We start from the raw sequence: 25,370 nt of genomic DNA, 5'->3' as shown, positions 1-25,370 counted from the left end.
CCCCGCGGACAGCGCGGGGCCCCTGTTCCGCTTTTGCAACCAAGGGGTCTGCTCGTGACTACAATTGTAAGTGTTCGCCGTAACGGCCATGTTGTTATTGCCGGTGATGGCCAGGCCACGCTGGGCAACACCGTAATGAAGGGCAACGTGAAAAAAGTGCGTCGTCTGTACAACGACAAAGTGATTGCCGGTTTCGCTGGTGGCACCGCCGACGCCTTCACGCTGTTCGAACTGTTTGAACGTAAACTGGAAATGCACCAGGGCCATCTGGTGAAGGCCGCCGTTGAGCTGGCTAAAGACTGGCGAACCGATCGGATGTTGCGCAAGCTGGAAGCGCTGCTGGCCGTCGCGGACGAAAACGCGTCGCTTATCATCACCGGTAACGGTGATGTGGTACAGCCGGAAAACGATTTGATTGCTATCGGCTCCGGCGGTCCTTACGCCCAGGCCGCGGCCCGCGCGCTGCTGGAAAACACCGATATGGGCGCGCGCGATATCGCCGAGAAAGCGTTGGATATTGCAGGTGATATCTGCATCTATACCAACCATTTCCACACCATCGAAGAATTACCTTCTAAAGCGTAAGGATCTCCCATGTCTGAAATGACCCCACGCGAAATTGTCAGCGAACTGGACAAACACATTATCGGCCAGGACGCCGCCAAGCGTTCTGTTGCTATCGCCCTGCGTAACCGCTGGCGCCGGATGCAGCTTAACGAAGAGCTGCGTCATGAAGTCACGCCGAAAAACATTCTGATGATCGGCCCAACCGGCGTCGGTAAAACCGAAATCGCTCGTCGTCTGGCGAAACTGGCCAACGCGCCGTTTATTAAAGTTGAAGCGACGAAGTTCACCGAAGTGGGCTATGTCGGTAAAGAAGTGGATTCTATCATCCGCGATCTGACCGATGCGGCGATCAAAATGGTTCGTATGCAGTCCATTGAAAAGAACCGTTACCGCGCGGAAGAGCTGGCTGAAGAGCGCGTACTTGACGTGCTGATCCCACCGGCGAAGAACAACTGGGGCCAGACTGAGCCGTCGCAGGAACCGTCTGCGGCGCGCCAGGCGTTCCGTAAGAAACTGCGTGAAGGCCAGCTGGACGATAAAGAGATTGAAATCGATCTCGCCGCGGCGCCGATGGGCGTTGAAATCATGTCCCCTCCGGGCATGGAAGAGATGACCAGCCAGCTGCAGTCCATGTTCCAGAACCTCGGCGGCCAGAAGCAGAAACCGCGTAAGCTGAAAATCAAAGACGCAATGAAGCTGCTGATTGAAGAAGAAGCGGCCAAACTGGTCAATCCGGAAGAGCTGAAGCAGGAGGCCATCGACGCTGTAGAGCAGCACGGTATCGTCTTTATCGACGAAATCGACAAAATCTGTAAGCGCGGCGGCAACACCTCCGGCCCGGACGTCTCCCGTGAAGGCGTACAGCGCGACCTGCTGCCGCTGGTGGAAGGCTGCACCGTCTCCACTAAGCACGGGATGGTCAAGACCGACCACATCCTGTTCATCGCCTCGGGCGCGTTCCAGGTGGCCAGCCCGTCCGATCTGATCCCGGAACTGCAGGGGCGTCTGCCGATCCGCGTTGAGTTGAAGGCGCTGACCACCCACGACTTTGAGCGCATCCTGACTGAACCGAACGCCTCCATCACCGTGCAGTACAAGGCGCTGATGGCGACCGAAGGGGTGAATATCGAATTTACCGAAGACGGTATCAAGCGTATCGCTCAGGCCGCATGGCAGGTAAACGAAACCACCGAGAACATCGGTGCGCGCCGTCTGCACACCGTGCTGGAGCGCCTGGTGGAAGATATCTCCTATGATGCCAGCGAGATGAACGGCCAGACCGTCACTATCGATGCCGAATATGTGAGTAAGCACCTGGATGTTCTGGTGGCAGATGAAGATCTGAGCCGTTTTATCCTATAATCCGGTGCAATGCATTTTCATCACTGTTGATGGGGGCTATCGCCCCCATTTTTATTGGCTAGAATAACTATGACTGATATCAGCCGTTCTCAGGCGTGGCTGGAAAGCCTGCGTCCTAAAACGTTACCGCTGGCATTTGCCGCGATTATTGTTGGCACCGTCCTTGCCTGGGAGCAGGGACATTTTGATCCCTGGGTCGCCCTGCTGGCTCTGATCACCGCCGGCTTGCTGCAAATTCTTTCCAACCTCGCCAATGACTACGGCGACGCGGTCAAGGGGAGCGATAAACCGGACCGCATCGGGCCGCTGCGCGGGATGCAGAAAGGGGTGATTACCCCCCAGCAGATGAAGCGCGCCCTGATTGTCACCGTCGCGCTGATCTGTCTGTTTGGTCTGGCGCTGCTGTGCGTCGCCTGGCAGAGCGTCGGCGATTTCATCGGCTTCCTCGCGCTGGGTGGCTTGTCGATCGTGGCCGCCATCACCTACACGGTGGGCACCCGCCCGTATGGTTATATCGGCCTTGGTGATATTTCGGTACTCGTTTTCTTCGGCTGGCTGAGCGTCCTCGGCAGCTGGTATCTGCAAGCGCATAATGTGGAAGCGGCCATCTTTCTGCCGGCAACGGCCTGCGGTCTGCTGGCGACCGCCGTGCTGAATATCAATAACCTGCGTGATATCGACAGCGACCGGCAGAACGGGAAGAACACCCTCGCCGTGCGCCTGGGGCCGGTGAATGCCCGCCGCTATCATGCCTGCCTGCTGCTCGGCGCCCTGCTGTGTCTGGCGCTGTTTAACCTGCTGGCGCTGCATTCAGCCTGGGGCTGGCTGTTTATTCTCGCCACGCCGCTGCTGGTCAAACAGGCGCGTTACGTCCTGCGCGAATCCGATCCGCTGGCGATGCGGCCGATGCTCGAAAAGACGGTCAAAGGGGCTTTACTGACCAACCTGCTGTTTGTTATCGGGATTATTGCCAGTAAGCTGGCTGCTTAACTGACAAATATCAATTAACAATTGATGATTTTGCCAACAATGCGATTCGCGGGATATACTAAAAACTCTCGCAGCAACTGAACGTTAAGCCTATGAAATACGATACTTCCGAGCTTTGTGACATCTACCAGGAAGATGTCAACGTCGTGGAACCGCTGTTCTCTAACTTTGGAGGACGGTCGTCGTTTGGTGGACAGATCATTACGGTAAAATGTTTCGAGGATAACGGGTTGCTCTACGATCTGCTCGAGCAGAATGGCCGTGGTCATATTCTCCTGATCGACGGCGGCGGCTCAGTACGACGCGCGTTAATTGACGCTGACCTGGCGCGTCTGGCCGTACAGAATGAATGGGAAGGGTTGGTGGTCTATGGCGCGGTGCGCCAGGTTGACGACCTTGAGGAACTGGATATCGGCATCCAGGCGCTGGCGGCCATTCCGGTCGGCGCGGCTGGCGAAGGCATCGGCGAAAGCGACGTGCGCGTCAATTTCGGCGGCGTGACCTTCTTCAGCGGCGACCATCTGTATGCCGATAACACCGGGATGATCCTGTCGGAAGACCCGCTGGATATCGAATAAACCTTGCGCCATAAAAAAGGCCTTCTCCATGAGAAGGCCTTTTGTTTATCCGGCGCGTAACTTAGTACAGTTTCTTCGCGCAATCCAGCCAGTCGTTCTTGAACGGACGCTTCATGTTCTCGATGGCATCGATGATGTCGTGGTGCACCAGCTTCTCGTTCTGGATGCCGACGCAACGGCCGCCATGGCCCTGCAGCAGCAGCTCAATCGCATAGGCGCCCATGCGGGAAGCCAGGATACGGTCGTAAGGAACCGGGGAACCACCGCGCTGAATGTGGCCGAGGACGGTGGCGCGGGTTTCACGGCCGGTCTCTTTCTCGATGTAGCTTGCCAGCTCGTCAACGTCGCACATGTGCTCGGTGATCGCCACGATAGCGTGTTTTTTCCCTTTCGCGATGCCGGCTTTGATTTCAGCCACCAGATCGTCGCGGGTATATTCCACTTCCGGCACCATGATGAACTCACAGCCGCCAGCAATCGCCGCCGCCAGAGTCAGGTCGCCGCAGTAACGGCCCATCACTTCCACCACGGAGATACGCTGGTGCGAAGAGGAGGTGTCGCGCAGACGGTCAATCGCTTCCACCACGGTGCTCAGAGCGGTGAAGAAGCCGATGGTGTAGTCAGTGCCTTTGATATCGTTGTCGATGGTGCCCGGCAGGCCGATGCACGGGAAGCCCATCTCGGTCAGGCGCATCGCCCCCATATAGGACCCGTCACCACCGATAACCACCAGCGCGTCCAGGCCGCGCTTCTTCATGTTTTCGATAGCCACAGCGCGGATGTGTTCTTCGCGGAATTCCGGGAAGCGAGCGGAGCCCAGGAAGGTGCCGCCGCGGTTGATCATGTCGGAAACGCTGTAACGGTCGAGCTGAACCATACGGTCTTCGTACAAGCCGAGGTAACCGTCATAGATTCCAAAAACTTCCAGACCTTCCGTTAATGCCGCGCGCACAACGCCACGAATTGCTGCGTTCATGCCCGGCGCATCACCGCCACTTGTCAACACACCGATTTTCTTAATCATGACTACCTCTGAACTTAGGAAGCAAAAAATAATTCTGTTGCCTGAAGCGCTCCCTCACCAGGAGTGCACGACGCTAATGACAATAGTATATCAAACGCCTCAAGCTGAATTGATTCAGGTCAGACCAAACGGCGGTAATTTATACAAAAATGCCGAGCTGACCCACATTTTTACATCGAATTTACAGACTATAACCTAACGCTCAAAAAAGCCCTGCTGCGCCGCTGGCACCACAGAACTGGGATCCTGATGGATAATGACATCGGATCCCGGGAAACGGCGCAGAATCGCCTGCTCCACTTGGTCTGCAATCACGTGGGCTTGCACCAGCGGGAGGTTATCTTCCATTTCCAAATGAATCTGAATAAAGCGGGTCGGCCCTGACTGCCGCGTTCGTAGATCGTGCGCCCCGCGGATGCCGGGCCATGCGGTCACGATGGTGATAATGTCCTGACGCTCCTCGTCAGGCAAAGCGCGGTCGAGTAACGACTGAACCGCCTCATAGCCCATCCGCAGCGCGCTATATAAAATATAGATGCCAATTCCTAAGGCAAACAACGCATCGGCGCGATGCCAGCCGTACCAGGATAGGCCCAGCGCCACCAGAATGGCGCCGTTCATCATAACATCAGACTGATAATGAAGCATATCCGCCCGCACCGCCTGGCTCTGGGTTTTTCGCACCACCCAGCGCTGGAAAGTCACCAGCGCCAGCGTGCTGACGAGAGCGATCAGCGTCACAACGACCCCGACGCCGGCGGCCTGCAGCGGCTCCGGACGCACCAGGTGCTGAATACCGGTGAGAAACAGGAACAGCGCCGAGCCGGAGATAAACATGCTTTGCGCCAGCGCCGCCAGCGACTCCGCTTTGCCGTGGCCAAAGGTGTGTTCTTCATCAGCCGGTTGCAGCGAATAGCGAACCACCAGCAGGTTGGTCAGCGAGGCGGCAATATCCACCAGCGAATCCACCAGCGCAGCCAGAATACTGACTGAACCGGTATACCACCACGCAAAAATTTTGATCAAAAGTAACGCAGAGGCCATCGCTGTCGCAGCGATAGCGGCGCGGCTGACCAACCGGCCATAAGATTGATTCATATAGGCTCCTTCTCCTGCACTGCGCTTAGTATAACCTGAACTTGTGACGCTCACGGGAAAGGCGAAGAAGTTGATTTGCCGAAAAAAGGGCAAAAAAAACCCCCTCATCATGAGGGGGGAAGACAGGGATGGTGTCTATGGCAAGGAAAACAGGGTTTGTTACTGGGGTTGCAGGGTGTTGCTACTACTCGAAAGCATCATCGCTGAGCCTTTCTGCATCCTTGCAACCTCACGCAACTGATCCATACGTTGCTGGTGCTTAGCATTTAAAACCGCTTGCTGCTCTGGCGTAAGCAGGTGGTACATCTGGTTGCGGACCTTAGCCATCTCGACCTGGCGAGCAACCTGTTCCTGCGCCATCTTTTCTGCCTGAGCGCGCACAGCGTTTTCATCAAAATTTTCTGCGGTGACAAGGCGATGCATTGTCTCCATTTCGCTAACATTAACGGGGAGCCTGTCGTGGCGTGCCCGTTGCATAAGATCCCGTAACTGCTGACGTTGCTGCTCGGTTAAACTTATGCCGTCAAACATATGGCTCTGGCTACCGCGCTGTCCCCCTTCGTCTCCGGGGAGCCAGTTAACGCTGGTAACGACTTCAGCGGCCTGGCTAATTGCACTTAGCGCCAGCGTTGAGGCCATGACGGCAGCGATAACATTGCGCATCACATACTCCCAAAACGTTTGTGTCGCGATTCAACGAGAGACAGTCTACGATTCAGGCTGCAAACATGCGTCAGGGGGTGTAAAACAACGTAAAGTCATGGATTAGCGGGCCTTGATGACGTAATTTCTGCCTCGGAGGTATTTAAACAATGAATAAAATCCTGTTAGTTGATGATGACCGGGAGCTCACCTCCCTGTTAAAAGAGCTGCTCGATATGGAAGGTTTTAACGTGCTGGTGGCCCATGATGGGGAACAGGCGCTGGCCCTTCTGGACGACAGCATTGATTTATTGCTGCTCGACGTAATGATGCCGAAGAAAAACGGTATCGATACGCTGAAAGAGCTGCGTCAGACACACCAGACACCGGTTATCATGCTAACAGCGCGCGGGAGCGAGCTGGATCGCGTTCTCGGCCTCGAGCTGGGCGCAGATGACTATTTGCCTAAGCCGTTCAACGATCGTGAACTGGTGGCGCGTATACGCGCGATTCTGCGCCGTTCCCACTGGAGCGAACAGCAGCAGACGACCGAAGCCGGTTCGCCGACCCTGGAAGTGGATGCCTTAAGCCTCAATCCGGGCCGTCAGGAAGCCAATTTCGATGGCCAGACGCTGGAGCTCACCGGCACCGAGTTCACCCTGCTCTATCTGTTAGCGCAGCATCTCGGCCAGGTGGTGTCACGCGAACATTTAAGCCAGGAAGTGTTAGGCAAGCGCCTGACGCCGTTCGACCGCGCTATCGATATGCATATTTCCAACCTGCGGCGTAAGCTGCCGGAGCGCAAAGATGGCCATCCGTGGTTTAAAACGCTGCGTGGCCGCGGGTATCTGATGGTTTCCGCTTCATGATTGGAAGTTTGACTGCACGCATCTTCGCCATCTTCTGGCTCACGCTGGCGCTGGTGTTGATGCTGGTGCTGATGTTGCCCAAACTGGACTCCCGGCAGATGACCGAGCTGCTGGAAAGCGAGCAGCGTCAAGGCATCATGATCGAGCAGCACGTTGAGGCCGAGCTGGCCAACGATCCGCCGAACGACCTGATGTGGTGGCGTCGTCTGTTTCGCGCCATCGATAAATGGGCGCCTCCTGGGCAACGCCTGCTGCTGGTGACCAGCGAAGGCCGCGTGATCGGCGCAGAACGCAACGAGATGCAGATCATTCGCAACTTTATCGGCCAGGCCGATAACGCCGATCATCCGCAGAAAAAACGCTATGGCCGCCTGGAAATGGTGGGCCCGTTCTCCGTCAGGGATGGGGAGGATAACTATCAGCTGTATCTGATCCGTCCCGCCAGCACCTCACAATCCGACTTTATCAACCTGCTGTTTGACCGGCCGCTGCTGCTGCTGATCGTCACAATGCTGGTTAGCGCCCCGCTGCTGCTGTGGCTGGCGTGGAGCCTGGCGAAACCAGCGCGTAAGCTGAAAAATGCCGCCGACGAGGTCGCCCAGGGCAACCTGCGGCAGCATCCGGAGCTGGAAGCTGGACCGCAGGAGTTTTTAGCCGCCGGCGCCAGCTTTAACCAAATGGTGACGGCCCTGGAGCGGATGATGACCAGCCAGCAACGGCTACTGTCCGATATCTCGCACGAGCTGCGCACGCCGCTTACGCGCCTGCAGCTGGGCACCGCCCTGCTGCGCCGCCGCAGCGGTGAGAGCAAAGAGCTGGAGCGAATCGAAACTGAAGCGCACCGGCTGGACAGCATGATCAACGACCTGCTGGTGATGTCGCGCAATCAGGCGAAAAATGCCCTGGTGAGCGAGACGGTCAAAGCCAATCAGCTGTGGAGTGAAGTGCTGGACAACGCGGCGTTTGAAGCCGAGCAGATGGGTAAATCCTTCACCGTTGAGTATCCTCCGGGCCCGTGGCCGCTGTACGGTAACCCCAATGCGCTGGAAAGCGCGCTGGAGAACATCGTCCGCAACGCCCTGCGCTACTCGCACACGAAGATTTCCGTCAGCTTCTCGGTGGATAAAGACGGGATTACGGTTAACGTCGATGACGACGGCCCGGGAGTCAGTCCGGAGGATCGCGAGCAGATTTTCCGGCCATTCTACCGGACCGACGAGGCGCGCGACCGCGAGTCCGGCGGCACCGGCCTGGGGCTGGCGATTGTCGAAACCGCTATTCAGCAGCACCGTGGCTGGGTGAAGGCCGACGACAGCCCGCTGGGCGGTCTGCGCTTAACCCTCTGGCTGCCGCTGTATAAGCGCACCTGATGCTATCCCGGCTTGCGCTACGCTAAGCCGGGAGCATCCCCGGAAATACTCAATATGGGGGAATTATTTCCCCCATAATCTCCGCGAACTATCCTCGATCTTACCGCTTAAACGGCGCTTCTGCATGGTTCTGCTCCAGCTCACCGACAGGCCCGCGGCCGACAATAAGCGGTGGTACTGATCGTCATCAAACGGCATATGCCAGGCAATCGCCCCGGCCTCATGGACGCTGACCTCACTCAGGCGAGAGACCAGCTCGAGCGGCGCATCGCTGGAGGCTTTCCCCCCGGCGATCACCCGATACAACCAGCCGGTCTTCCCGCTGTTTTGCATCAGCTGAGCCATGTCATTGATCGAAAAATGAAAGTTGAGCTTGAAGCACGGAGAGCGCGGCTGGGTGACCTGGATCAGCGCCTCGCCCCAGCGAAAGATATCGCCAATGTAGACGTTTTGTTCGGTGAGCCCGGTGGTGGAGAGGTTTTCGCCGAACGCCGGGGCGCAGAACCGATCGGCCTGCTGGGGGAATTCACGGATCCAGTCGGCATAGTGTTCGCGCGGATAGTGACACAGCGCGCGGTCCGGCCCGCCGTGGATTTTCTTCTCCGCCTGCTCATCCCCTTCGAGACCGAGATCGCCGAGCTGCAACTCGCCGTCAACCTGGATTTTGCCGATCGCGCTGGGACGACTGCCCGTGTAGTCCCTGATTTTGCCAACAAAGACATTCACCGGATAATGCATCTCTGCTCTCCTTGCTACCGATATAAAAAAAGCGAGCCATCAGACTCGCTTCTCTCTTAGCACATTGCAACCTTATTTTTTGGCGGCAAAACGCGCTGCAGCTTCGTCCCAGTTCACCACATCCCAGAAGGCTTTGATGTAGTCCGGGCGACGGTTCTGGAATTTCAGGTAGTAAGCGTGTTCCCACACGTCCAGACCCAGGATCGGGAAGCCGGAAGCGCCGGAAATGGCTTCGCCCATCAGCGGGGAATCCTGGTTAGCGGTGGAGACAACGGCCAGTTTGTCACCTTTCAGGACCAGCCACGCCCAGCCGGAACCGAAACGGGTAGCAGCGGCTTTTTCAAATTCCGCTTTGAAGTTGTCCACAGAGCCGAAATCGCGCTCGATAGCCGCTTTCAGGTCGCCCTGCAGGGTTGTACCGGTTTTCAGGCCTTTCCAGAACAGGCTGTGGTTCGCGTGGCCGCCGGCGTTGTTACGCAGTACGGTTTTTTTGTCAGCCGGCAGTTGATCCAGCTTGGTGATCAGCTCTTCAGCGGACAGGTTAGCGAACTCCGGCAGGCTTTCCAGCGCGGCGTTGGCATTGTTCACGTAGGTCTGATGGTGTTTGGTGTGATGGATCTCCATCGTCTGCTTGTCGAAGTGCGGTTCCAGAGCATCGTAAGCGTACGGCAGGGATGGCAGGGTATAGCTCATAATCATCTCCATTATTGTCGAGCGGCTCAAGTGTTAACGCCGCGTAAGCAGTTTGTCCATTATAGTTAATTAAATGGTATTGAAAATGCTTATCAATGCCGTATTTTTCATATGGATATAACCAGAAGAAATACCCGCCGTTTTGTGATGTAGAACAACTAATTAAGCCCATGGTTGCCAGAGTTCGCCATCCTGTGGCAACGTCCTGAAGGCGGCCAAAGCGGCTAATTTTTACACTCATCGCATCGGAAGCCGCCGTCTCCGATAAAAAAAGATGAGGATAAAATCAATGAACCACGCGATTACGATGGGTATTTTTTGGCATTTGATAGGGGCCGCCAGTGCCGCCTGTTTCTATGCCCCGTTCAAGAAAGTAAAACACTGGTCGTGGGAAACCATGTGGTCGGTCGGGGGGATCGTCTCCTGGCTGATCCTGCCCTGGGCAATCAGCGCCACGCTGTTACCCGATTTCTGGGCCTACTACCGCTCCTTTAACGCCTCCACGCTGCTGCCGGTCTTTCTGTTCGGCGCCATGTGGGGTATCGGTAATATCAACTATGGCCTGACCATGCGCTATCTCGGCATGTCGATGGGGATTGGCATCGCCATTGGCATCACGCTGATTGTCGGTACGCTGATGACGCCGATTATTAACGGTCAGTTTTCAGTGCTGATGCACACCCAGGGCGGTCAAATGACGCTGCTCGGCGTGCTGGTGGCGGTGGTTGGCGTTGGCATCGTCACCCGCGCGGGCCAGCTGAAAGAGCGCAAAATGGGCATCAAAGCCGAAGAGTTCAATCTGAAGAGAGGGCTTCTGCTGGCAGTGATGTGCGGTATCTTCTCGGCAGGGATGTCGTTCGCGATGAACGCCGCCAAACCGATGCATGATGCCGCCGCGGCGCTCGGCGTCGACCCGTTATATGCGGCGCTGCCAAGCTACGTGGTGATTATGGGCGGCGGGGCGCTGGTTAACCTTGGCTTCTGCTTTATTCGTTTGGCAAAAGTGAAGAGCCTGTCCGTCAAAGCCGATTTCTCGCTGGCCAAACCCCTCATCATCAGCAACCTGCTGCTTTCCGCCCTCGGCGGCCTGATGTGGTATCTCCAGTTCTTCTTCTATGCCTGGGGCCACGCCAGCATTCCGGCGCAGTATGACTATATGAGCTGGATGCTGCACATGAGCTTCTACGTACTGTGCGGCGGTCTGGTGGGTCTGGTGCTGAAGGAGTGGAACAACGCCGGTCGTCGTCCGGTGAGCGTCCTGAGCCTCGGCTGCGTGGTGATCATCATCGCCGCCAACATCGTCGGTCTGGGAATGGCCCGTTAAGCACCGGAGCATTTGCCTGACAAAGACGCGCTTCAGGCGGCGGCGCGACTGCGCTGCCGCCACTGCCCCGGCGACATGCCGATTTCCCGGCTGAACACCACCGAAAAGTAGTTACTGTCCTCAAAGCCGCACTGCATGGCGATATCGCCGATTAAGCGCTCGGTATGCTGCAACAGATACTGCGCATGGCAGATCCGCAGCTGGCGTAAATAGTGATTGATGGTCATCCCGGTTTGCTGGCGAAACTGCTGACGTAGCGCCCGCTCGCTGCCACCCTCCTGCTCGCAGAAACGCTCCAGGACAAAGGGGCGGCTCAGGCTGGCCGCCAGCGCGGCCAGCAGTTTGTCCAACAGCGCTTCGCGCTGCGTCGCCGCCAGATTATCTGTCGCGTAGCGATGCCGCTGGAGGGTCAGCGCCAGCTGAGCAAACAACAGCTCGGCCATCGCATTCCCCTGCGCATCGTGCCGGGAACACTCATGCTCAAGCTGACTAATCACCTGACGCGCCTGCGCCATACCGGTGCTGCCCATGCGCCAGTGGGGCTTCCACGGGGTGCCGAAGAGGCCAGGGATCGCCCCCGCCCAGTCGAAATTGAGCTGCAGCCGCTCCGGGCAATAGATGATGTTCTGCAGAACCAGATCGTTAACGGAAGCATAGGAGTGTTTATCTTCGGCGCGAATATAGAACAGATCGCCGCGGGTAATGCGCCAGGGACGGTCGTTGAGAACATGCAGCCCGTTGCCCCGCCACACCAGCACCAGCTCGCAGAACTCATGGGTGTGTTCAGCGAAGACGTTTTGCGGATAGCGGTCAGCCACCGCCACCGCCTGCGTGGCGGAAGGGAAAAATTCCTCTTTACGTAGAATCAAACCGGCCACGGCTCACACTCCCAACGCGGATAAGGGCGCATTATTCGCGTTTTTGCTCCGCAATACGTTGACTCCTCTCGCGTTACTGAAGAATAGCGTCGCGCCCCTGGCGGATATCGCGCGGCGACCAGGAAAACTCGCGGCGAAAAAGCGTCGAAAAGTGGTTACTGTCGCCGAATCCGCAGCGATAGGCGATATCCGTCACGCTTTCATCGCTGTGGCGCAGCAGGTGGCGGGCTTTCATCAGGCGCACCCGATTGAGATAGCGCTGCGGCGTCAGGCCGGTCTGCTGCTTCAGCTGACGGTGCAGGGTACGCAGCGATAGCGAAAACTGCGCCGCCACCTCCTCCCAGCAGATCTCCTGCGCAAAATGGTCTTCCAGCCAGGCCAGCAGCTGATTCAGCCGTGCATCGTTGTTGGTGGCCTCTTCCGCAAGGCTGCTTTTCCGCAGCAGCACCAATAGCTGCATAAACAGGATCTCACGGCTGGCGACGGCATGGGTATCCGTTTCGCTCCCCATGGCCTCCATCTGCGCCACGATATGCCGCACCTGCTGCAGAACCGTCTGGTTCACCCGCCAGTGCGACGGGTAGTTGCCCTCCTGCTCCTGGGGCAACAGCTGGCTGACCCCGGCGAGAAACCGAAACGCATCCGGCGCGCGATAAAGCACGTTGGTCAGACACAGATTGTCCGTGTGCTCGTAAAGATGCCGGTCGTGATCGCGAATAAAGCAGACCGAGCCGCCGCCGATGGTATAGGGCTGGCCATTGAAGACGTGAATGCCCGTACCCTGCTCCACGATGACAATTTCATGAAAATCATGGTGATGTTCAGGAAAGGCCGACTGAGGGAGGCGGGGTTCAATAGCCACCGTCGAGATCCCGGCCTTAAAGAAATCCGTACTGTGCAATATGGTCATGATGCCACCCTCGTAATGAGAAAAATTATCAGTCACCGGCTGATAGTAATGAAGGGTTGGCTATCCGGCCTTCAATTTTTGACCGCGAAATTCGTAAATCCTGCCGCTTTTTCAAGAATCAGCCGGAAAGATGCGGAACTGCGGACCCCATCACATCCTCCTCACCACCGCCCAAAACCGCAATTTGTGATTTTCCTCACGGTCACCTTTGCTTTCTTGCCAGCGGCCAGTTTCGGCTGTCCGTAGCGAGAAGGTGTGAGTCAGCGCCCTTTTTTAGACTGCGGACAATGATTTTAAGAAGGATCGTTCCATGAGTATTCGTCATTGTGTCGCCGTCGATTTAGGCGCCTCCAGCGGGCGGGTCATGCTCGCCAGCTATCAGTCCGGGCCGCGCGCCCTGACGCTGCGTGAAATTCATCGCTTCACCAACAGCCTGCAGAAGGTCGATGGCTTCGACTGCTGGGATCTCGATAGCCTCGAAGGCGAGATCCGCCGCGGGCTGGAGAAAGTGTGTGAGCAGGGCATCCTGATCGACAGCATCGGCATCGATACCTGGGGCGTGGATTATGTCCTGCTGGATAAGCAGGGTCAGCGCGTCGGGCTGCCGGTCTCCTATCGTGACGATCGCACCCAGGGCCTGCTACGTCACGCTGAAGAACAGCTGGGCCGGGCGGAGATCTATCGCCGCAGCGGCATTCAGTTTCTGCCGTTTAACACCCTTTATCAGCTGCGCGCCCTGGTGGAACAGCAACCGGAGCTGGTCAGTCAGGCCGCCCATGCCCTGCTGATCCCCGACTATTTCAGCTTCCGCCTGACCGGCAATCTGAACTGGGAATATACCAACGCCACCACCACCCAGTTGGTCAACATCCACAGCGATAACTGGGATGAGACGCTGCTGAACTGGACCGGCGCGCCGCGCGAGTGGTTTGGCACCCCGACGCATCCCGGCAATGTGACAGGCCACTGGATCTGCCCGCAAGGCAACCGTATTCCGGTGGTCGCCGTCGCCAGTCACGACACCGCCAGCGCGGTGATCGCCTCCCCGCTGGCCGACCGCCACGCCGCCTATCTCTCCTCCGGCACCTGGTCGCTGATGGGGTTTGAAAGCCTGACCCCTTACACCTGCGACGCGGCGCTGCAGGCCAATATCACCAACGAAGGCGGAGCCGAAGGCCGCTATCGGGTGCTGAAAAATATCATGGGCCTGTGGCTGCTGCAGCGGGTGCTGAAAGAACAAAACGTCAGCGACCTGCAGGGGCTGATCGCCCGCACTGCCGCGCTGCCGGCGTGTCGCTTCATCATTGACTGCAATGACGACCGCTTTATCAACCCGGCCAGTATGAGCGCCGAGATCCAGGCCGCCTGCCGCGGATCCGGCCAGCCGGTTCCTCACAGCGACGCCGAACTGGCGCGCTGCATTTTCGACAGCCTGGCGCTGCTCTACGCCCGGGTGCTTAACGAGCTGGCGGCGCTGCGCGGCCAGCCCTTCAGCCAGCTGCATATCGTCGGCGGCGGCTGCCAGAACGAACTGCTCAACCAGCTGTGCGCCGACGCCTGCGGGATCGCCGTCGTGGCCGGCCCGACAGAGGCCTCCACCCTCGGCAATATCGGCATCCAGTTAATGACCCTCGACGAGCTGGCCAGCGTCGATGAGTTTCGTCAGGTGGTGCACGGCAACGCATCCCTCACCACCTTTACCCCCAATCCTGATAGTGAAATTGCCCGTTTCGTGGCGCAGTTTCAGCCACAACAGACCAAGGAGCTTTGCGCATGACCACTCAACTTGAACAAGCCTGGGAAATTGCTAAGCAGCGCTACGCCGCCGTCGGCGTGGATGTCGAGGAGGCCCTGCGCCAGCTGGACCGTCTGCCCGTTTCCATGCACTGCTGGCAGGGTGACGACGTCGCCGGGTTCGAAAATCCGGCGGGAAGCCTGACCGGCGGCATCCAGGCCACCGGCAATTACCCGGGCAAAGCGCGCAATGCTCAGGAGCTACGCGCCGACCTTGAGCAGGCGCTGAGCCTGATTCCGGGGCCAAAACGTCTCAACCTGCACGCTATTTATCTGGAAGCCGACGCGCCGGTGGCGCGCAATGAGATAAAGCCGGAGCACTTTAAAAACTGGGTCGAGTGGGCGAAAGCCAACAAACTGGGGCTGGATTTCAACCCCTCCTGCTTCTCGCATCCGCTGAGCGCCGACGGCTTTACCCTGTCGCATGCCAACGATGAGATCCGCCAGTTCTGGATCGACCACTGCAAAGCCAGCCGCCGCGTATCCGCTTATTTTGGCGAACAGCTGGGCACCCCGTCGGTGATGAATATCTGGGTGCCGGACGGCATGAAGGACATTACCGTTGACCGCTTCGCGCCGCGCCAGCGGCTGCTGAACGCGCTGGATGAAGTCATCAGCGAAAAATTCGACCCGGCGCACCACATTGACGCCGTCGAGAGCAAGCTGTTCGGTATCGGCGCCGAAAGCTACACCGTCGGCTCCAACGAGTTCTATATGGGCTATGCCACCAGCCGCCAGACGGCGCTGTGCCTGGATGCCGGCCACTTCCACCCGACGGAGGTCATCTCCGACAAGATCTCCGCCGCCATGCTCTACATCCCGCGCCTGCTGCTGCACGTCAGCCGCCCGGTGCGCTGGGACAGCGACCACGTGGTGCTGCTGGATGATGAGACTCAGGCCATCGCCAGCGAAATCATTCGCCATAACCTGTTTGACCGCGTGCACATCGGCCTCGACTTCTTCGATGCCTCCATCAACCGCATCGCGGCCTGGGTGATTGGTACCCGCAATATGAAAAAAGCGCTGCTGCGCGCCCTGCTGGAACCGACCAACCAGCTGCGCCAGCTGGAGAACGACGGCGATTACACCGCCCGCCTGGCGCTGCTCGAAGAGCAAAAATCCCTGCCGTGGCAGGCCATCTGGGAGATGTACTGCCAGCGTCACGACACGCCGGCGGGCAGCCAGTGGCTGGACAACGTGCGGGCTTATGAGAATGCGGTTCTGAGCCAGCGCGGGTAATGCACGGGCTTCCCCGGGTCGCGGCTGACGCCTTACCCGGGCTACGAACCGGTAGCCCGGATAAGCCGTTTACGGCGCAATCCGGGGGCACGCACATATTTAGGGTGAGGGGGTCAACCCCTCACCGAATCAACAGGAAAGACAAGACTATGCAGACCATTATCGACGCCTGGTTCGTCCAGGGCATGATCAAAGCCACCTCCGACGCCTGGCTGAAAGGCTGGGACGAGCGCAACGGCGGCAACCTGACGCTGCGTCTGGATGAGGCGGATATCGAACCTTACGCGGCGGATTTCCACGCTAAACCCCGCTATATCGCCCTCAGCCAGCCGATGCCAACCCTGGCCAATCAGCCGTTTATCGTCACCGGTTCCGGCAAATTCTTCCGTAATGTCCAGCTCGACCCGGCCGCTAACCTTGGCGTGGTGAAAGTCGACAGCGACGGCGCGGGATACCATATCCTGTGGGGTCTGACGGAGGATGCGGTGCCGACCTCCGAGCTGCCGGCACACTTCCTGTCGCACAGCGAGCGCATCAAACTGACCGACGGCAAGGACCGGGTGATCATGCACTGTCATGCCACCAATCTGATCGCCCTGACCTACGTCCTGGAGAACCACAGCGATCTGTTCACCCGCAAGCTGTGGGAAGGTAGCACCGAATGTCTGGTGGTCTTCCCGGATGGCGTCGGCATTCTGCCGTGGATGGTGCCAGGCACCGATGAAATCGGCCAGGCGACTGCGGAAACCATGCAAAAACACTCGCTGGTGCTGTGGCCGTTCCACGGCGTCTTCGGCAGCGGCCCAACCCTGGATGAGACCTTCGGCCTGATCGACACTGCCGAGAAGTCCGCCGAAGTGCTGGTGAAAGTCCTGTCCATGGGCGGGATGAAGCAGACCATCACTCGCGAAGAGCTTATCGCTCTTGGCAAACGCTTCAACGTCCAGCCGCTGCAGTCCGCGTTAGATCTTTATCCATAACAACATCGCGCCCCGCTCACCGAGACGGGGCGAAGCCTCACCTGCAAACCCTACAAAACTGACTCATGTGGAGTAAAAGCAATGAAAACAAAGACAAGCTTGATCCTCACCGTTGCCGCCCTGGCGTTGTCCGGTTCCGCCTTAGCAGAAGTTAAAATCGCCCTCGTGGCGAAATCGCTGGGAAATGGCTTCTTCGAAGCCGCCAACGTTGGCGCCCAACAGGCCGCCAAAGAGTTAGGTGATGTCAAAGTGATCTACACCGGCCCGACCACCACCACCGCCGAAGCGCAGATCGATGTGCTGAACGGGTTGATCGCCCAGGGGGTGGATGCGATCGCCATTTCCGCCAACGATCCGGACGCGGTGGTGCCGGTGCTGAAAAAAGCGATGCAGCGCGGCATCAAAGTGGTTTCCTGGGACTCCGGCGTGGCGCCGACAGGCCGCCAGATCCATCTTAATCCTTCCAATAACGCCTTAATTGGCGAGACCAACGTCAAGCTCGCCGCCGATGCGCTGAAGGCGCTGAACGTGGAGAAGGGGGATGTGGCGGTGTTAAGCGCCACCCCGACCTCCACTAACCAGAAACTCTGGATTGAGGAGATGAAAAAGGTGCTGCCGCAGTATCCGTCCGTCAATCTGGTGACCGTCGCCTACGGTGACGATCTGTCGGATAAAAGCTACCGCGAAGCGGTGGGCCTGCTGAAATCATATCCGGACCTGAAAGTCATTGTTTCGCCGTCATCGGTGGGAATTGTTGCCGCCGCGCAGGCGGTGAAGGACCAGGGAAAAATTGGCAAAGTCTATGTCACCGGGCTGGGGCTGCCGTCGGAAATGGCCGGCGCGATCAAGTCTGGCGCCAGCAAAAGCTTCGCCATCTGGAACCCGATTGACCTCGGTTACGCCGCCACCTATCTGGCCGACGATTTAGTCAAAGGCACGGCGACCAAAACCGAAGCCAGTATGGGCAAGCTGGGCAAAGTGAAGCTGGACGCCGAAGGGAATGGCGCGATGGCCGAGCCGTTTGTCTACGATGCGAGCAACATCGATAAGTTCTCGAAAATTTTCTAACCCTTGTTTCCTCACCCCGGCCCTCTCCCAGAGGGAGAGGGGGAACAGCTGGCCCTCTGCGCGATGCGGCCTGCGGGCGCCGGACCGTTCCCTTTCCCCTTTGGGGAGAGGGTTAGGGTGAGGGGCGATTTTACGGAGAACTATCATGTCAGCATCAACACCACTGCTGTCGCTGAAGGGGATCACCAAGATTTTTCCCGGTGTGCGCGCCCTTGAGAACGTGCAGCTCGATCTCTGGCCCGGCAAAGTGACCGCCCTCATCGGCGAAAACGGCGCGGGGAAATCCACGCTGGTCAAAGTGATGACCGGTATTTATCAGCCCGAAGAGGGGGAGATCCTCTATAAAGCGATTCCCATTCATCTGCCGACGCCGGAATCGGCGCACAAGATGGGGATCACCGCCATCCACCAGGAAACCATACTGTTTGACGAACTTTCGGTCAGCGAAAACATTTTCGTCGGCCAGTATCTGTATAAGGGACTGCTCAAAACGCTCGACTGGCCGGCGATGCACCGCCGGGCTGGTGAGATCCTCGCCCGGCTGGAAGTCCAGATCGACCCGCGGGCAACGTTAAAAACGCTCAGCATCGCCCAGCGGCACATGGTGGCGATTGCCCGGGCGCTGGCTTTCGACGCCCAGGCGGTGATCCTCGATGAGCCGACCGCCGCGCTTTCCCAGCATGAAATCCTGGAGTTTTATCACATCGTTGAGCGTCTGAAGCAGGACGGCAAAGCGATCCTGTTTATCTCGCATAAGTTCGATGAAATTTTCGAGCTGGCCGACTATTACACCATCCTGCGCGATGGGGTGTACGTCAGCTCCGGGATGATGAGCGATATTACCGAAGAGCGGATGGTGTCGATGATGGTGGGCCGGGCGATCAGCCAAACCTACCCGAAAGTCGACTGTACCCCAGGGGAAACGGTGCTGGAGGTCAACGATCTTTGTCATCCTACCGAGTTTGCCGATATCAGCTTCAGCCTGCGCAAGGGAGAAATTCTCGGCTTTTACGGCCTGGTGGGCGCCGGACGCACCGAACTGATGCAGGCGCTCTCCGGCGTAACGCATCCCTCCTCCGGCGAGATCCGACTGAACGGCAGCCCCATGCGCTTTCGCCAACCCGCCGACGCTATCCGCGCGGGCATCGTCTGCGTACCGGAAGAGCGACAGAAACAGGGGGCGATCATCGCCCTGCCTATCGCCCAGAACATCAGTCTGCCGCAGCTGAGCAAGCTCAATCCTAACGGCGTCCTGAACGACGCCCGGGAATGGCGGCTGGCGGACGAGTACGCCTCGCGCCTGCAGGTTAAAGCCTCCAGCTGGCGGCAGCCGGTGGAGACCCTCTCTGGCGGCAACCAGCAGAAAGTGGTGATCGGCAAATGGCTGGCGACCCAGCCCGAGGTGATCATCCTCGATGAGCCGACCAAAGGCATCGATATCGGCTCAAAAGCCGCTGTGCATCAGTTTATGTCCGAGCTGGTCAGCCAGGGGCTGGCGGTGATTATGGTCTCGTCAGAGCTGCCGGAAGTCATGGGCATGGCCGACCGGATTATCGTGATGCATGAAGGGCTGATGGTCGCCGAGTACCGGGCCGGGGAAGCGACGGCGGAAACCATCGTTAGCGCCGCCAGCGGCATCGGCCAGGAGGCAGCATGATGGGACACGCATGGCTGAAGCATCGCGAAGCGCTGCTGGCGCTGGTCATCATTTTGATGATCGGCGCCATTGGCAGCCGGGCGCCGTCGTTCGTTTCACCGGGTAATCTGGTGGAGATGTTTAACGATACTGCCATCCTTATCATTCTCGCCCTCGGACAGATGATGGTGCTGCTCACCAAAGGCATCGATTTGTCGATGGCCGCCAACCTGGCGCTGACCGGGATGATCGTCGCCCTGCTCAATGCCCATAATCCGGGTATTCCGGTGGTAGCGCTGCTGGCGCTGGCAACCCTGCTGGGCCTGCTGATGGGGATGATTAACGGCCTGCTGGTCTGGCGCCTCGGCATTCCCGCCATCGTGGTGACCCTGGGCACCATGAGCATTTATCGCGGCATTATCTTCCTGCTGACCGACGGCGGCTGGGTTAACTCACATCAGATGAGCGCTGATTTTCTCAGTCTGCCGCGCAGCACCCTCCTGGGATTGCCGCTGCTGAGCTGGTGCGCCATCGCCGCGCTGCTGCTGGTGGGTTACTTCCTGCGCTACAGCCGCACCGGCCGGGCCTTGTATACCGCGGGCGGCAACGCGACGGCGGCGTATTACACCGGCATTAACGCCGGGAAAATGCAGTTCGTCAGCTTCTGCCTCTCCGGCGCGCTGGCTGGCTTCTGCGGCTATCTGTGGATCTCGCGCTTCGCTGTCGCCTATGTCGATGTGGCGAACGGCTTTGAGCTGCAGGTGGTCGCCGCCTGCGTGATCGGCGGTATCAGCACCATGGGCGGAAGCGGACGGGTACTGGGCTGCCTGTGCGGCGCGCTGTTCCTCGGGGTCATCAATAATGCCCTGCCGGTGATCGGCATTTCGCCGTTCTGGCAAATGGCGATTTCCGGGGCAGTGATCGTCATGGCGGTGCTGCTTAACGAGCGCGGCAATCGCGGTCACGGGCGGTTAATCCTGCGTAACGCGGCGTTAGCCCGGCAGAAACAAGGGATGAAATCATGAGCAAGATGATGGTATCTGAAGAGATGAAAAACGCCCCGGCCGTGCCGTCGCCGCTGCGCCGCCTGCTGTGCTGGGAAGGGTTTTTACTGGCGGTGACCCTCGCGGTATTTATCGGCAACGCCCTGGCTTCCCCGTACTTCCTCAATATCTGGAACCTGTCGGACGCCACCTTCACCTTTACTGAGAAGGCGATCGTCGTTCTGCCGATGGCGATGCTGATTATCGCCCGCGAAATTGACCTTTCGGTAGCCTCGACGATGGCGCTCAGCTCAACGGTGATGGGCTTTTGCGCGGCGGCGGGGATGGATACGCCGCTGCTGGTATTGGTCGGATTGGGCGTGGGTCTGCTATGCGGTCTGTTCAACGGTATCCTGGTGACGCGTTTTAACCTGTCGTCGATCGTGATCACCATCGGCACCATGAGCCTGTATCGCGGCATCACCTATATCCTGCTGGGCGATCAGGCGCTCAACCACTACCCGGAGAGCTTTGCCTGGTTCGGCCAGGGGTACGTGTGGGGGGCGCTCTCTTTTGAGTTTGCGCTGTTTATCCTCCTCGCGGCCGCCTTCACCTTCCTGCTGCATAAAACTAACTTTGGCCGCCGAACCTATGCCATCGGCAATAACCCGACCGGCGCCTGGTACTCCGGGATCAACGTGAAGCGACATAACCTCGCGCTGTTCGCGCTGGTCGGGCTGATGGCCGGGCTGGCGGCGATCCTGTTGACCTCACGGCTCGGCAGTACCCGCCCCACTTTGGCGATGGGCTGGGAGCTGGCGGTTGTCACCATGGCGGTGCTCGGCGGCGTCAATATTCTTGGCGGTTCCGGCAGCATGCCCGGGGTGATCATCGCCGCCTTTCTGATGGGGCTGGTGACCTTCGGCCTGAGCCTGCTGAACGTACCCGGCATCGTGATGTCGGTGATTATCGGCGCGATGCTGATCGTGGTGATCTCCCTGCCGATTATGGCCCGGCGGATGCTGCAGCGAAGACGATGTTAATTTCCCCCTCGCCCTGGCCCTCTCCCAAGGGAGAAGGGCGGGGTGAGGGGAAACGGATTTCCCAAAATCAACATTAAGGAGAATTATCATGAGTTTTATGTTGGCACTACCTAAAATCAGCCTCCACGGCGCAGGCGCTATCGGTGATATGGTCAAGCTGGTAGCGGGCAAACAGTGGGGCAAGGCGCTGATCGTCACCGACGGTCAACTGGTGAAGCTGGGCCTGCTGGACAGTCTGTTTTCCGCGCTGGATGAACAGCAGATGGCTTATCAGCTGTTTGACGGCGTGTACCCTAATCCCACCGAAGCGCTGGTGCAGCAAGGCTATGCGGCGTACCAGGCGGCCCGCTGCGATTACCTGATCGCCTTCGGCGGCGGCAGCCCGATTGATACCGCCAAGGCGATAAAAATCCTCACCGCCAACCCTGGCCCCTCCACAGCCTACTCCGGCGTCGGCAAAGTGAAAAACGCTGGCGTGCCGCTGGTGGCCATCAACACCACCGCCGGCACGGCGGCGGAGATGACCAGCAACGCCGTGATTATCGATAGCGAGCGTCAGGTAAAAGAGGTGATTATCGACCCGAACCTGATCCCGGATATCGCCGTCGACGACGCCAGCGTGATGCTCGACATCCCACCAGCCGTTACCGCCGCCACCGGCATGGACGCCCTGACCCACGCCATCGAGGCCTTTGTCTCCGTTGGCGCCCATCCCCTCACCGACGCCAACGCCCTCGAGGCCATCCGCCTGATCAACCTGTGGCTGCCAAAAGCGGTAGAGGAGGGACACGATCTGCAGGCCCGCGAACAGATGGCCTTTGGCCAGTATCTGGCGGGCATGGCGTTCAACAGCGCCGGCCTCGGGCTGGTACACGCCCTGGCCCATCAGCCTGGCGCCACCCACAACCTGCCACACGGAGTGTGCAACGCCATCCTGCTGCCGATCATCGAAAACTTTAACCGCCCGAACGCGGTGGCGCGCTTCGCCCGCGTGGCGCAGGCGATGGGTGTCGATACCCACGGCATGAGCGATGAAGCCGCCAGCATGGAGGCCATCAACGCCATTCGCGCGCTGAGCAAACGCGTAGGGATCCCCCAGGGCTTCAGCCAGCTTGGCGTCAGCAAAGCCGATATCGAAGGCTGGCTGGATAAAGCGCTGGCCGACCCGTGCGCGCCGTGTAACCCGCGCCCCGCCAGCCGCGATGAGGTTCGCGAGCTCTATCTGGAGGCATTATGATCCGCAAAGCCTTTGTGATGCAGGTTAACCCTGACGCGCACGAGGAGTATGCACGTCGCCACAACCCCATCTGGCCGGAGCTGGAGGCGGTGCTGAAAACGCACGGCGCGCACCACTACGCCATTTATCTCGATAAAGAGCGCAACCTGCTGTTCGCCACGGTGGAGATTGAGTCGGAAGCCCGCTGGGAGGCGGTCGCCAGCACGGAAGTGTGCCAGCGCTGGTGGAAATACATGCGCGAGGTGATGCCCAGCAACCCGGACAACAGCCCGCTGAGCGCGGAGCTCAAAGAAGTGTTTTATCTGGCGTGAAACCCCGCGACGCCGGAGAGTACTTTCCCCGGCCTCCCCCCATGCGGGCTGGAGGCCGGTTCAACGGCGATAATGCAAAACAGGGGACACGATCCTTTACGCTCCCCTGTTTCTCTCGTCCATCATCCGGGGAAAAGTGCGTATTTGTCTTTATCCGCATCGGTAATTTCTCTTAATACCCGGCAAGGTACGCCAGCGGCAACCACATTCGCCGGTATAGAGCGATTTACCACACTGCCCGCGCCTATGACTGAATTCTGGCCAATCGTTACCCCGGGATTAATAATCACCCCCGTGCCTAACCAGACCCCATCTTCAATCACTACCGGTAATGAAAATTGTTGATGCGTATGGCGCAGCGCGGGGTGGATGGGATGCCCGGCGGTGGAGATAGTGACATTTGGCGCAAACATGACGTTATTGCCGATGATAATGTCCGCATCGTCGACCAGCGTGAGGTTAAAATTGGCATAAAAATTATCACCAATCGTCGTATGGATCCCATAGGCAATATTGATCGGCGGCTCTATCCAGCATTGTTCGCCGACTTTCGCGAACATGCGCTGAATAATATCGTTGCGCAATTCCTGATTAAACGGATGCGAATGATTATATTCATAGGCCCGCGCTTTACCCATCAGCCGCTGCTCCGGCAAGCCATATCCTGCATCCAGGTAAAGCTCACCGCTGTTCATACGTTTTTTCATATCCATCATGACATCTTCCTTCTCTGTCAGGCACCACCCTGTGCCACGGAATGTTGATAATTAAACGGTCATCGCATTATCGCGCAGCGGCTCACTTTTCGCCTTGCCCGCTAACGTAAACGCGGATATTAAGGTGACCGTCAGGGCTATTCCGCCGAGGATCATATAGGTCTCCTGGAAGCCGATCCGATCATACATATTGCCGGCGAAGGCGGAGAGGAAGATCGCCGCCACCTGTTTGGCGAACTGGAAGCCCACCAGATAAATGGTCGCCGACAGCCGGACATCAAACACGCCGGTGATGTATTTAAAGGCGCCCACCAGCAGGAACGGCACTTCCAGCGCATGGAGCATCTTCAGCGCCACCACTTCCGCGGCGGTGGTGGCGAAGGAAGAGCCAATCATTCTGGCCGCCATCACCATCCCGGCGATCAGCAGGGTATTCTTCGCTCCGATGCGGTTAATAATCCACGGCGAGCTGAACATAATGATGGCGTTACATATTTCTCCCGCGGTGGTGGCGAAACCAAAGGCACGGGTGCCTGCTTCCGGGGTCGCAAAGAACGATTTGAAGAAGGTGGCGAACTGCTGATCGAAAACGTCATACACGCAGGCTACGCCGATAACATACAGAATAAACATCCACATCTTCCGCTGACGGAACATGCGCACCGCCGTTTTTAAATCGATCGCCGGGCGATTGGCGCCGAGCGAGTCCATTACCTGCGCGGACTGACTGGCCTGCGGTTTGGCGATAGCCACCAGCACCACCAGCAGCAGCGCGGCGGCCGACCCCATCCAGAACACCCATTCGGGATTAATGCTGAACAGCATGCCGGCGGTGGTGGCGCACAGCGCCCATCCCAGACAACCAAAGGTGCGCGCCTTGCCGTATTCAAACCCGCTGTTGCGGCTTACCCGTTCGATATAGGCCTCCATCGCGCCGGCGCCTGCGGAGAATACAAAGCCGATATAGGCGCCGCCGCTCAGCGCCCCGAGCCAGATGTTGGTTTTCAGCAGCGGCGCGAAAACATAGAGGAAGAAGGGAGCAATCAGCACCAGCAGAACGGTCACGATCCACATCAGATGTTTTTTCAGCCCCAGCTTGTCTGAGATCACCCCGAGAACCGGCTGGAAACAGATGGCGAACAGCGACAGGCTGGAGAAAACGAGGCCGGTTTCAGTTTTATTCAGGCCGATAACATCCGACAGCCAGATCGGCAGAAACGGAAAGCAGGTGGCCATGATGAAGAAGTAGAGAAAGAAGAACAGCCCGAAAATCCAGAAGTTGGGGTTGTTTTTGTGGGTACAGACGGTCGGGTTCATTAT

25 protein-coding genes are annotated in these 25,370 nt (G+C 58.3%); 16 read left to right on the top strand and 9 right to left on the bottom strand.

What is annotated here, in order from left to right:
- Positions 1–54: 54 nt before the first annotated feature.
- The 4 genes from hslV to rraA all read left to right on the top strand — a co-directional run bounded on the left by hslV (position 55) and on the right by rraA (position 3,497).
- Positions 55–585, top strand: a complete 531-nt coding sequence (gene hslV / locus GT756_RS24100; RefSeq protein ID WP_002882918.1) for an ATP-dependent protease subunit HslV — start codon at positions 55–57, stop codon at positions 583–585.
- Positions 586–594: 9 nt separating this feature from the next.
- On the top strand, positions 595–1,929 hold the full coding sequence (gene hslU / locus GT756_RS24095; protein ID WP_004203674.1) for an HslU--HslV peptidase ATPase subunit: 1,335 nt from the start codon (positions 595–597) through the stop codon (positions 1,927–1,929).
- A gap of 69 nt (positions 1,930–1,998) precedes the next feature.
- The gene (menA, locus tag GT756_RS24090) at positions 1,999–2,919 is read left to right on the top strand and encodes a 1,4-dihydroxy-2-naphthoate polyprenyltransferase (protein ID WP_004203673.1); all 921 of its coding nucleotides are present in this window, start codon (positions 1,999–2,001) and stop codon (positions 2,917–2,919) included.
- Positions 2,920–3,011: 92 nt separating this feature from the next.
- Positions 3,012–3,497, top strand: a complete 486-nt coding sequence (gene rraA / locus GT756_RS24085) for a ribonuclease E activity regulator RraA (RefSeq protein ID WP_002882913.1) — start codon at positions 3,012–3,014, stop codon at positions 3,495–3,497.
- 61 nt (positions 3,498–3,558) lie between these two features.
- Here rraA and pfkA read toward each other — a convergent pair whose 3' ends face one another.
- The 3 genes from pfkA to cpxP form a co-directional block, all read right to left on the bottom strand.
- Positions 3,559–4,521, bottom strand: coding sequence for a 6-phosphofructokinase (pfkA, locus tag GT756_RS24080; RefSeq protein ID WP_002882911.1), 963 nt, complete (start codon positions 4,519–4,521; stop codon positions 3,559–3,561).
- A 195-nt stretch (positions 4,522–4,716) separates the two neighbouring features.
- Positions 4,717–5,619: a CDF family cation-efflux transporter FieF gene (gene fieF, locus GT756_RS24075; protein ID WP_002882907.1), complete on the bottom strand. Its 903-nt coding sequence runs from the start codon at positions 5,617–5,619 to the stop codon at positions 4,717–4,719.
- Between the two features lie 159 nt (positions 5,620–5,778).
- Positions 5,779–6,282 (bottom strand): cell-envelope stress modulator CpxP, encoded by a 504-nt coding sequence (cpxP, locus tag GT756_RS24070; protein WP_004203672.1) that lies wholly within the window; start codon positions 6,280–6,282, stop codon positions 5,779–5,781.
- Positions 6,283–6,431: 149 nt separating this feature from the next.
- Here cpxP and cpxR point away from each other — a divergent pair, with 149 nt between their 5' ends.
- Both cpxR and cpxA read left to right on the top strand, forming a co-directional pair.
- Positions 6,432–7,130, top strand: coding sequence for an envelope stress response regulator transcription factor CpxR (gene cpxR, locus GT756_RS24065; protein ID WP_004203671.1), 699 nt, complete (start codon positions 6,432–6,434; stop codon positions 7,128–7,130).
- Positions 7,127–8,500: an envelope stress sensor histidine kinase CpxA gene (cpxA, locus tag GT756_RS24060; protein ID WP_004203670.1), complete on the top strand. Its 1,374-nt coding sequence runs from the start codon at positions 7,127–7,129 to the stop codon at positions 8,498–8,500. Before cpxR ends, cpxA begins: the two co-directional genes overlap by 4 nt.
- Positions 8,501–8,563: 63 nt before the next feature.
- Here the strand turns inward: cpxA and yiiM are convergent, their stop codons facing one another.
- Both yiiM and sodA read right to left on the bottom strand, forming a co-directional pair.
- The gene (yiiM, locus tag GT756_RS24055) at positions 8,564–9,238 is read right to left on the bottom strand and encodes a 6-hydroxyaminopurine reductase (RefSeq protein WP_032455462.1); all 675 of its coding nucleotides are present in this window, start codon (positions 9,236–9,238) and stop codon (positions 8,564–8,566) included.
- A 72-nt stretch (positions 9,239–9,310) separates the two neighbouring features.
- Positions 9,311–9,931, bottom strand: a complete 621-nt coding sequence (gene sodA, locus GT756_RS24050; protein WP_004203668.1) for a superoxide dismutase [Mn] — start codon at positions 9,929–9,931, stop codon at positions 9,311–9,313.
- Positions 9,932–10,220: 289 nt separating this feature from the next.
- Here sodA and rhaT point away from each other — a divergent pair, with 289 nt between their 5' ends.
- Positions 10,221–11,255 (top strand): L-rhamnose/proton symporter RhaT, encoded by a 1,035-nt coding sequence (gene rhaT / locus GT756_RS24045; protein ID WP_004203667.1) that lies wholly within the window; start codon positions 10,221–10,223, stop codon positions 11,253–11,255.
- Between the two features lie 32 nt (positions 11,256–11,287).
- Here the strand turns inward: rhaT and rhaR are convergent, their stop codons facing one another.
- Positions 11,288–12,133 carry an HTH-type transcriptional activator RhaR gene (rhaR, locus tag GT756_RS24040; protein WP_004203666.1) on the bottom strand — a complete coding sequence of 282 codons (846 nt, stop codon included), beginning with the start codon at positions 12,131–12,133 and terminating at the stop codon, positions 11,288–11,290.
- Between the two features lie 73 nt (positions 12,134–12,206).
- The gene (rhaS, locus tag GT756_RS24035; protein WP_004203665.1) at positions 12,207–13,043 is read right to left on the bottom strand and encodes an HTH-type transcriptional activator RhaS; all 837 of its coding nucleotides are present in this window, start codon (positions 13,041–13,043) and stop codon (positions 12,207–12,209) included.
- A 310-nt stretch (positions 13,044–13,353) separates the two neighbouring features.
- Between rhaS (GT756_RS24035) and rhaB the strand changes: the two genes are divergently transcribed.
- The 9 genes from rhaB to rhaM all read left to right on the top strand — a co-directional run bounded on the left by rhaB (position 13,354) and on the right by rhaM (position 23,334).
- Complete coding sequence (rhaB, locus tag GT756_RS24030; protein ID WP_064183869.1) at positions 13,354–14,820, top strand: rhamnulokinase; 1,467 nt, start codon at positions 13,354–13,356, stop codon at positions 14,818–14,820.
- Positions 14,817–16,076 (top strand): L-rhamnose isomerase, encoded by a 1,260-nt coding sequence (locus GT756_RS24025; protein ID WP_004203663.1) that lies wholly within the window; start codon positions 14,817–14,819, stop codon positions 16,074–16,076. The genes rhaB and GT756_RS24025 overlap by 4 nt, the downstream gene beginning before the upstream one ends.
- A gap of 149 nt (positions 16,077–16,225) precedes the next feature.
- Entirely contained in the window at positions 16,226–17,056 is an 831-nt protein-coding gene (gene rhaD / locus GT756_RS24020) for a rhamnulose-1-phosphate aldolase (protein WP_004203662.1), read from the top strand.
- A gap of 81 nt (positions 17,057–17,137) precedes the next feature.
- On the top strand, positions 17,138–18,124 hold the full coding sequence (rhaS, locus tag GT756_RS24015; RefSeq protein ID WP_160125107.1) for a rhamnose ABC transporter substrate-binding protein: 987 nt from the start codon (positions 17,138–17,140) through the stop codon (positions 18,122–18,124).
- 145 nt (positions 18,125–18,269) lie between these two features.
- On the top strand, positions 18,270–19,781 hold the full coding sequence (locus tag GT756_RS24010; protein WP_004203660.1) for a sugar ABC transporter ATP-binding protein: 1,512 nt from the start codon (positions 18,270–18,272) through the stop codon (positions 19,779–19,781).
- Entirely contained in the window at positions 19,778–20,785 is a 1,008-nt protein-coding gene (locus GT756_RS24005) for an ABC transporter permease (protein WP_017899827.1), read from the top strand. Before GT756_RS24010 ends, GT756_RS24005 begins: the two co-directional genes overlap by 4 nt.
- Positions 20,782–21,786: an ABC transporter permease gene (locus tag GT756_RS24000; RefSeq protein WP_032455459.1), complete on the top strand. Its 1,005-nt coding sequence runs from the start codon at positions 20,782–20,784 to the stop codon at positions 21,784–21,786. Before GT756_RS24005 ends, GT756_RS24000 begins: the two co-directional genes overlap by 4 nt.
- Before the next feature lie 88 nt (positions 21,787–21,874).
- The gene (gene fucO, locus GT756_RS23995; RefSeq protein ID WP_017899829.1) at positions 21,875–23,023 is read left to right on the top strand and encodes a lactaldehyde reductase; all 1,149 of its coding nucleotides are present in this window, start codon (positions 21,875–21,877) and stop codon (positions 23,021–23,023) included.
- Positions 23,020–23,334 carry an L-rhamnose mutarotase gene (gene rhaM / locus GT756_RS23990; RefSeq protein ID WP_017899830.1) on the top strand — a complete coding sequence of 105 codons (315 nt, stop codon included), beginning with the start codon at positions 23,020–23,022 and terminating at the stop codon, positions 23,332–23,334. Before fucO ends, rhaM begins: the two co-directional genes overlap by 4 nt.
- A 122-nt stretch (positions 23,335–23,456) precedes the next feature.
- Here rhaM and GT756_RS23985 read toward each other — a convergent pair whose 3' ends face one another.
- Both GT756_RS23985 and GT756_RS23980 read right to left on the bottom strand, forming a co-directional pair.
- A complete protein-coding gene (locus GT756_RS23985; protein WP_017899831.1) occupies positions 23,457–24,050 on the bottom strand; it encodes a maltose acetyltransferase domain-containing protein in 594 nt (197 codons plus the stop codon).
- 51 nt (positions 24,051–24,101) lie between these two features.
- A complete protein-coding gene (locus GT756_RS23980; protein ID WP_004203654.1) occupies positions 24,102–25,367 on the bottom strand; it encodes an MFS transporter in 1,266 nt (421 codons plus the stop codon).
- Positions 25,368–25,370: the final 3 nt, after the last annotated feature.

Source organism: Klebsiella sp. Q2 (assembly GCF_009900705.1).
Classification (GTDB): Bacteria; Pseudomonadota; Gammaproteobacteria; order Enterobacterales; family Enterobacteriaceae; genus Klebsiella; species Klebsiella quasipneumoniae.
The sequence above is the reverse complement of the archived record's forward strand: the minus strand, read 5'-3'. Positions and strand labels throughout refer to the sequence as shown.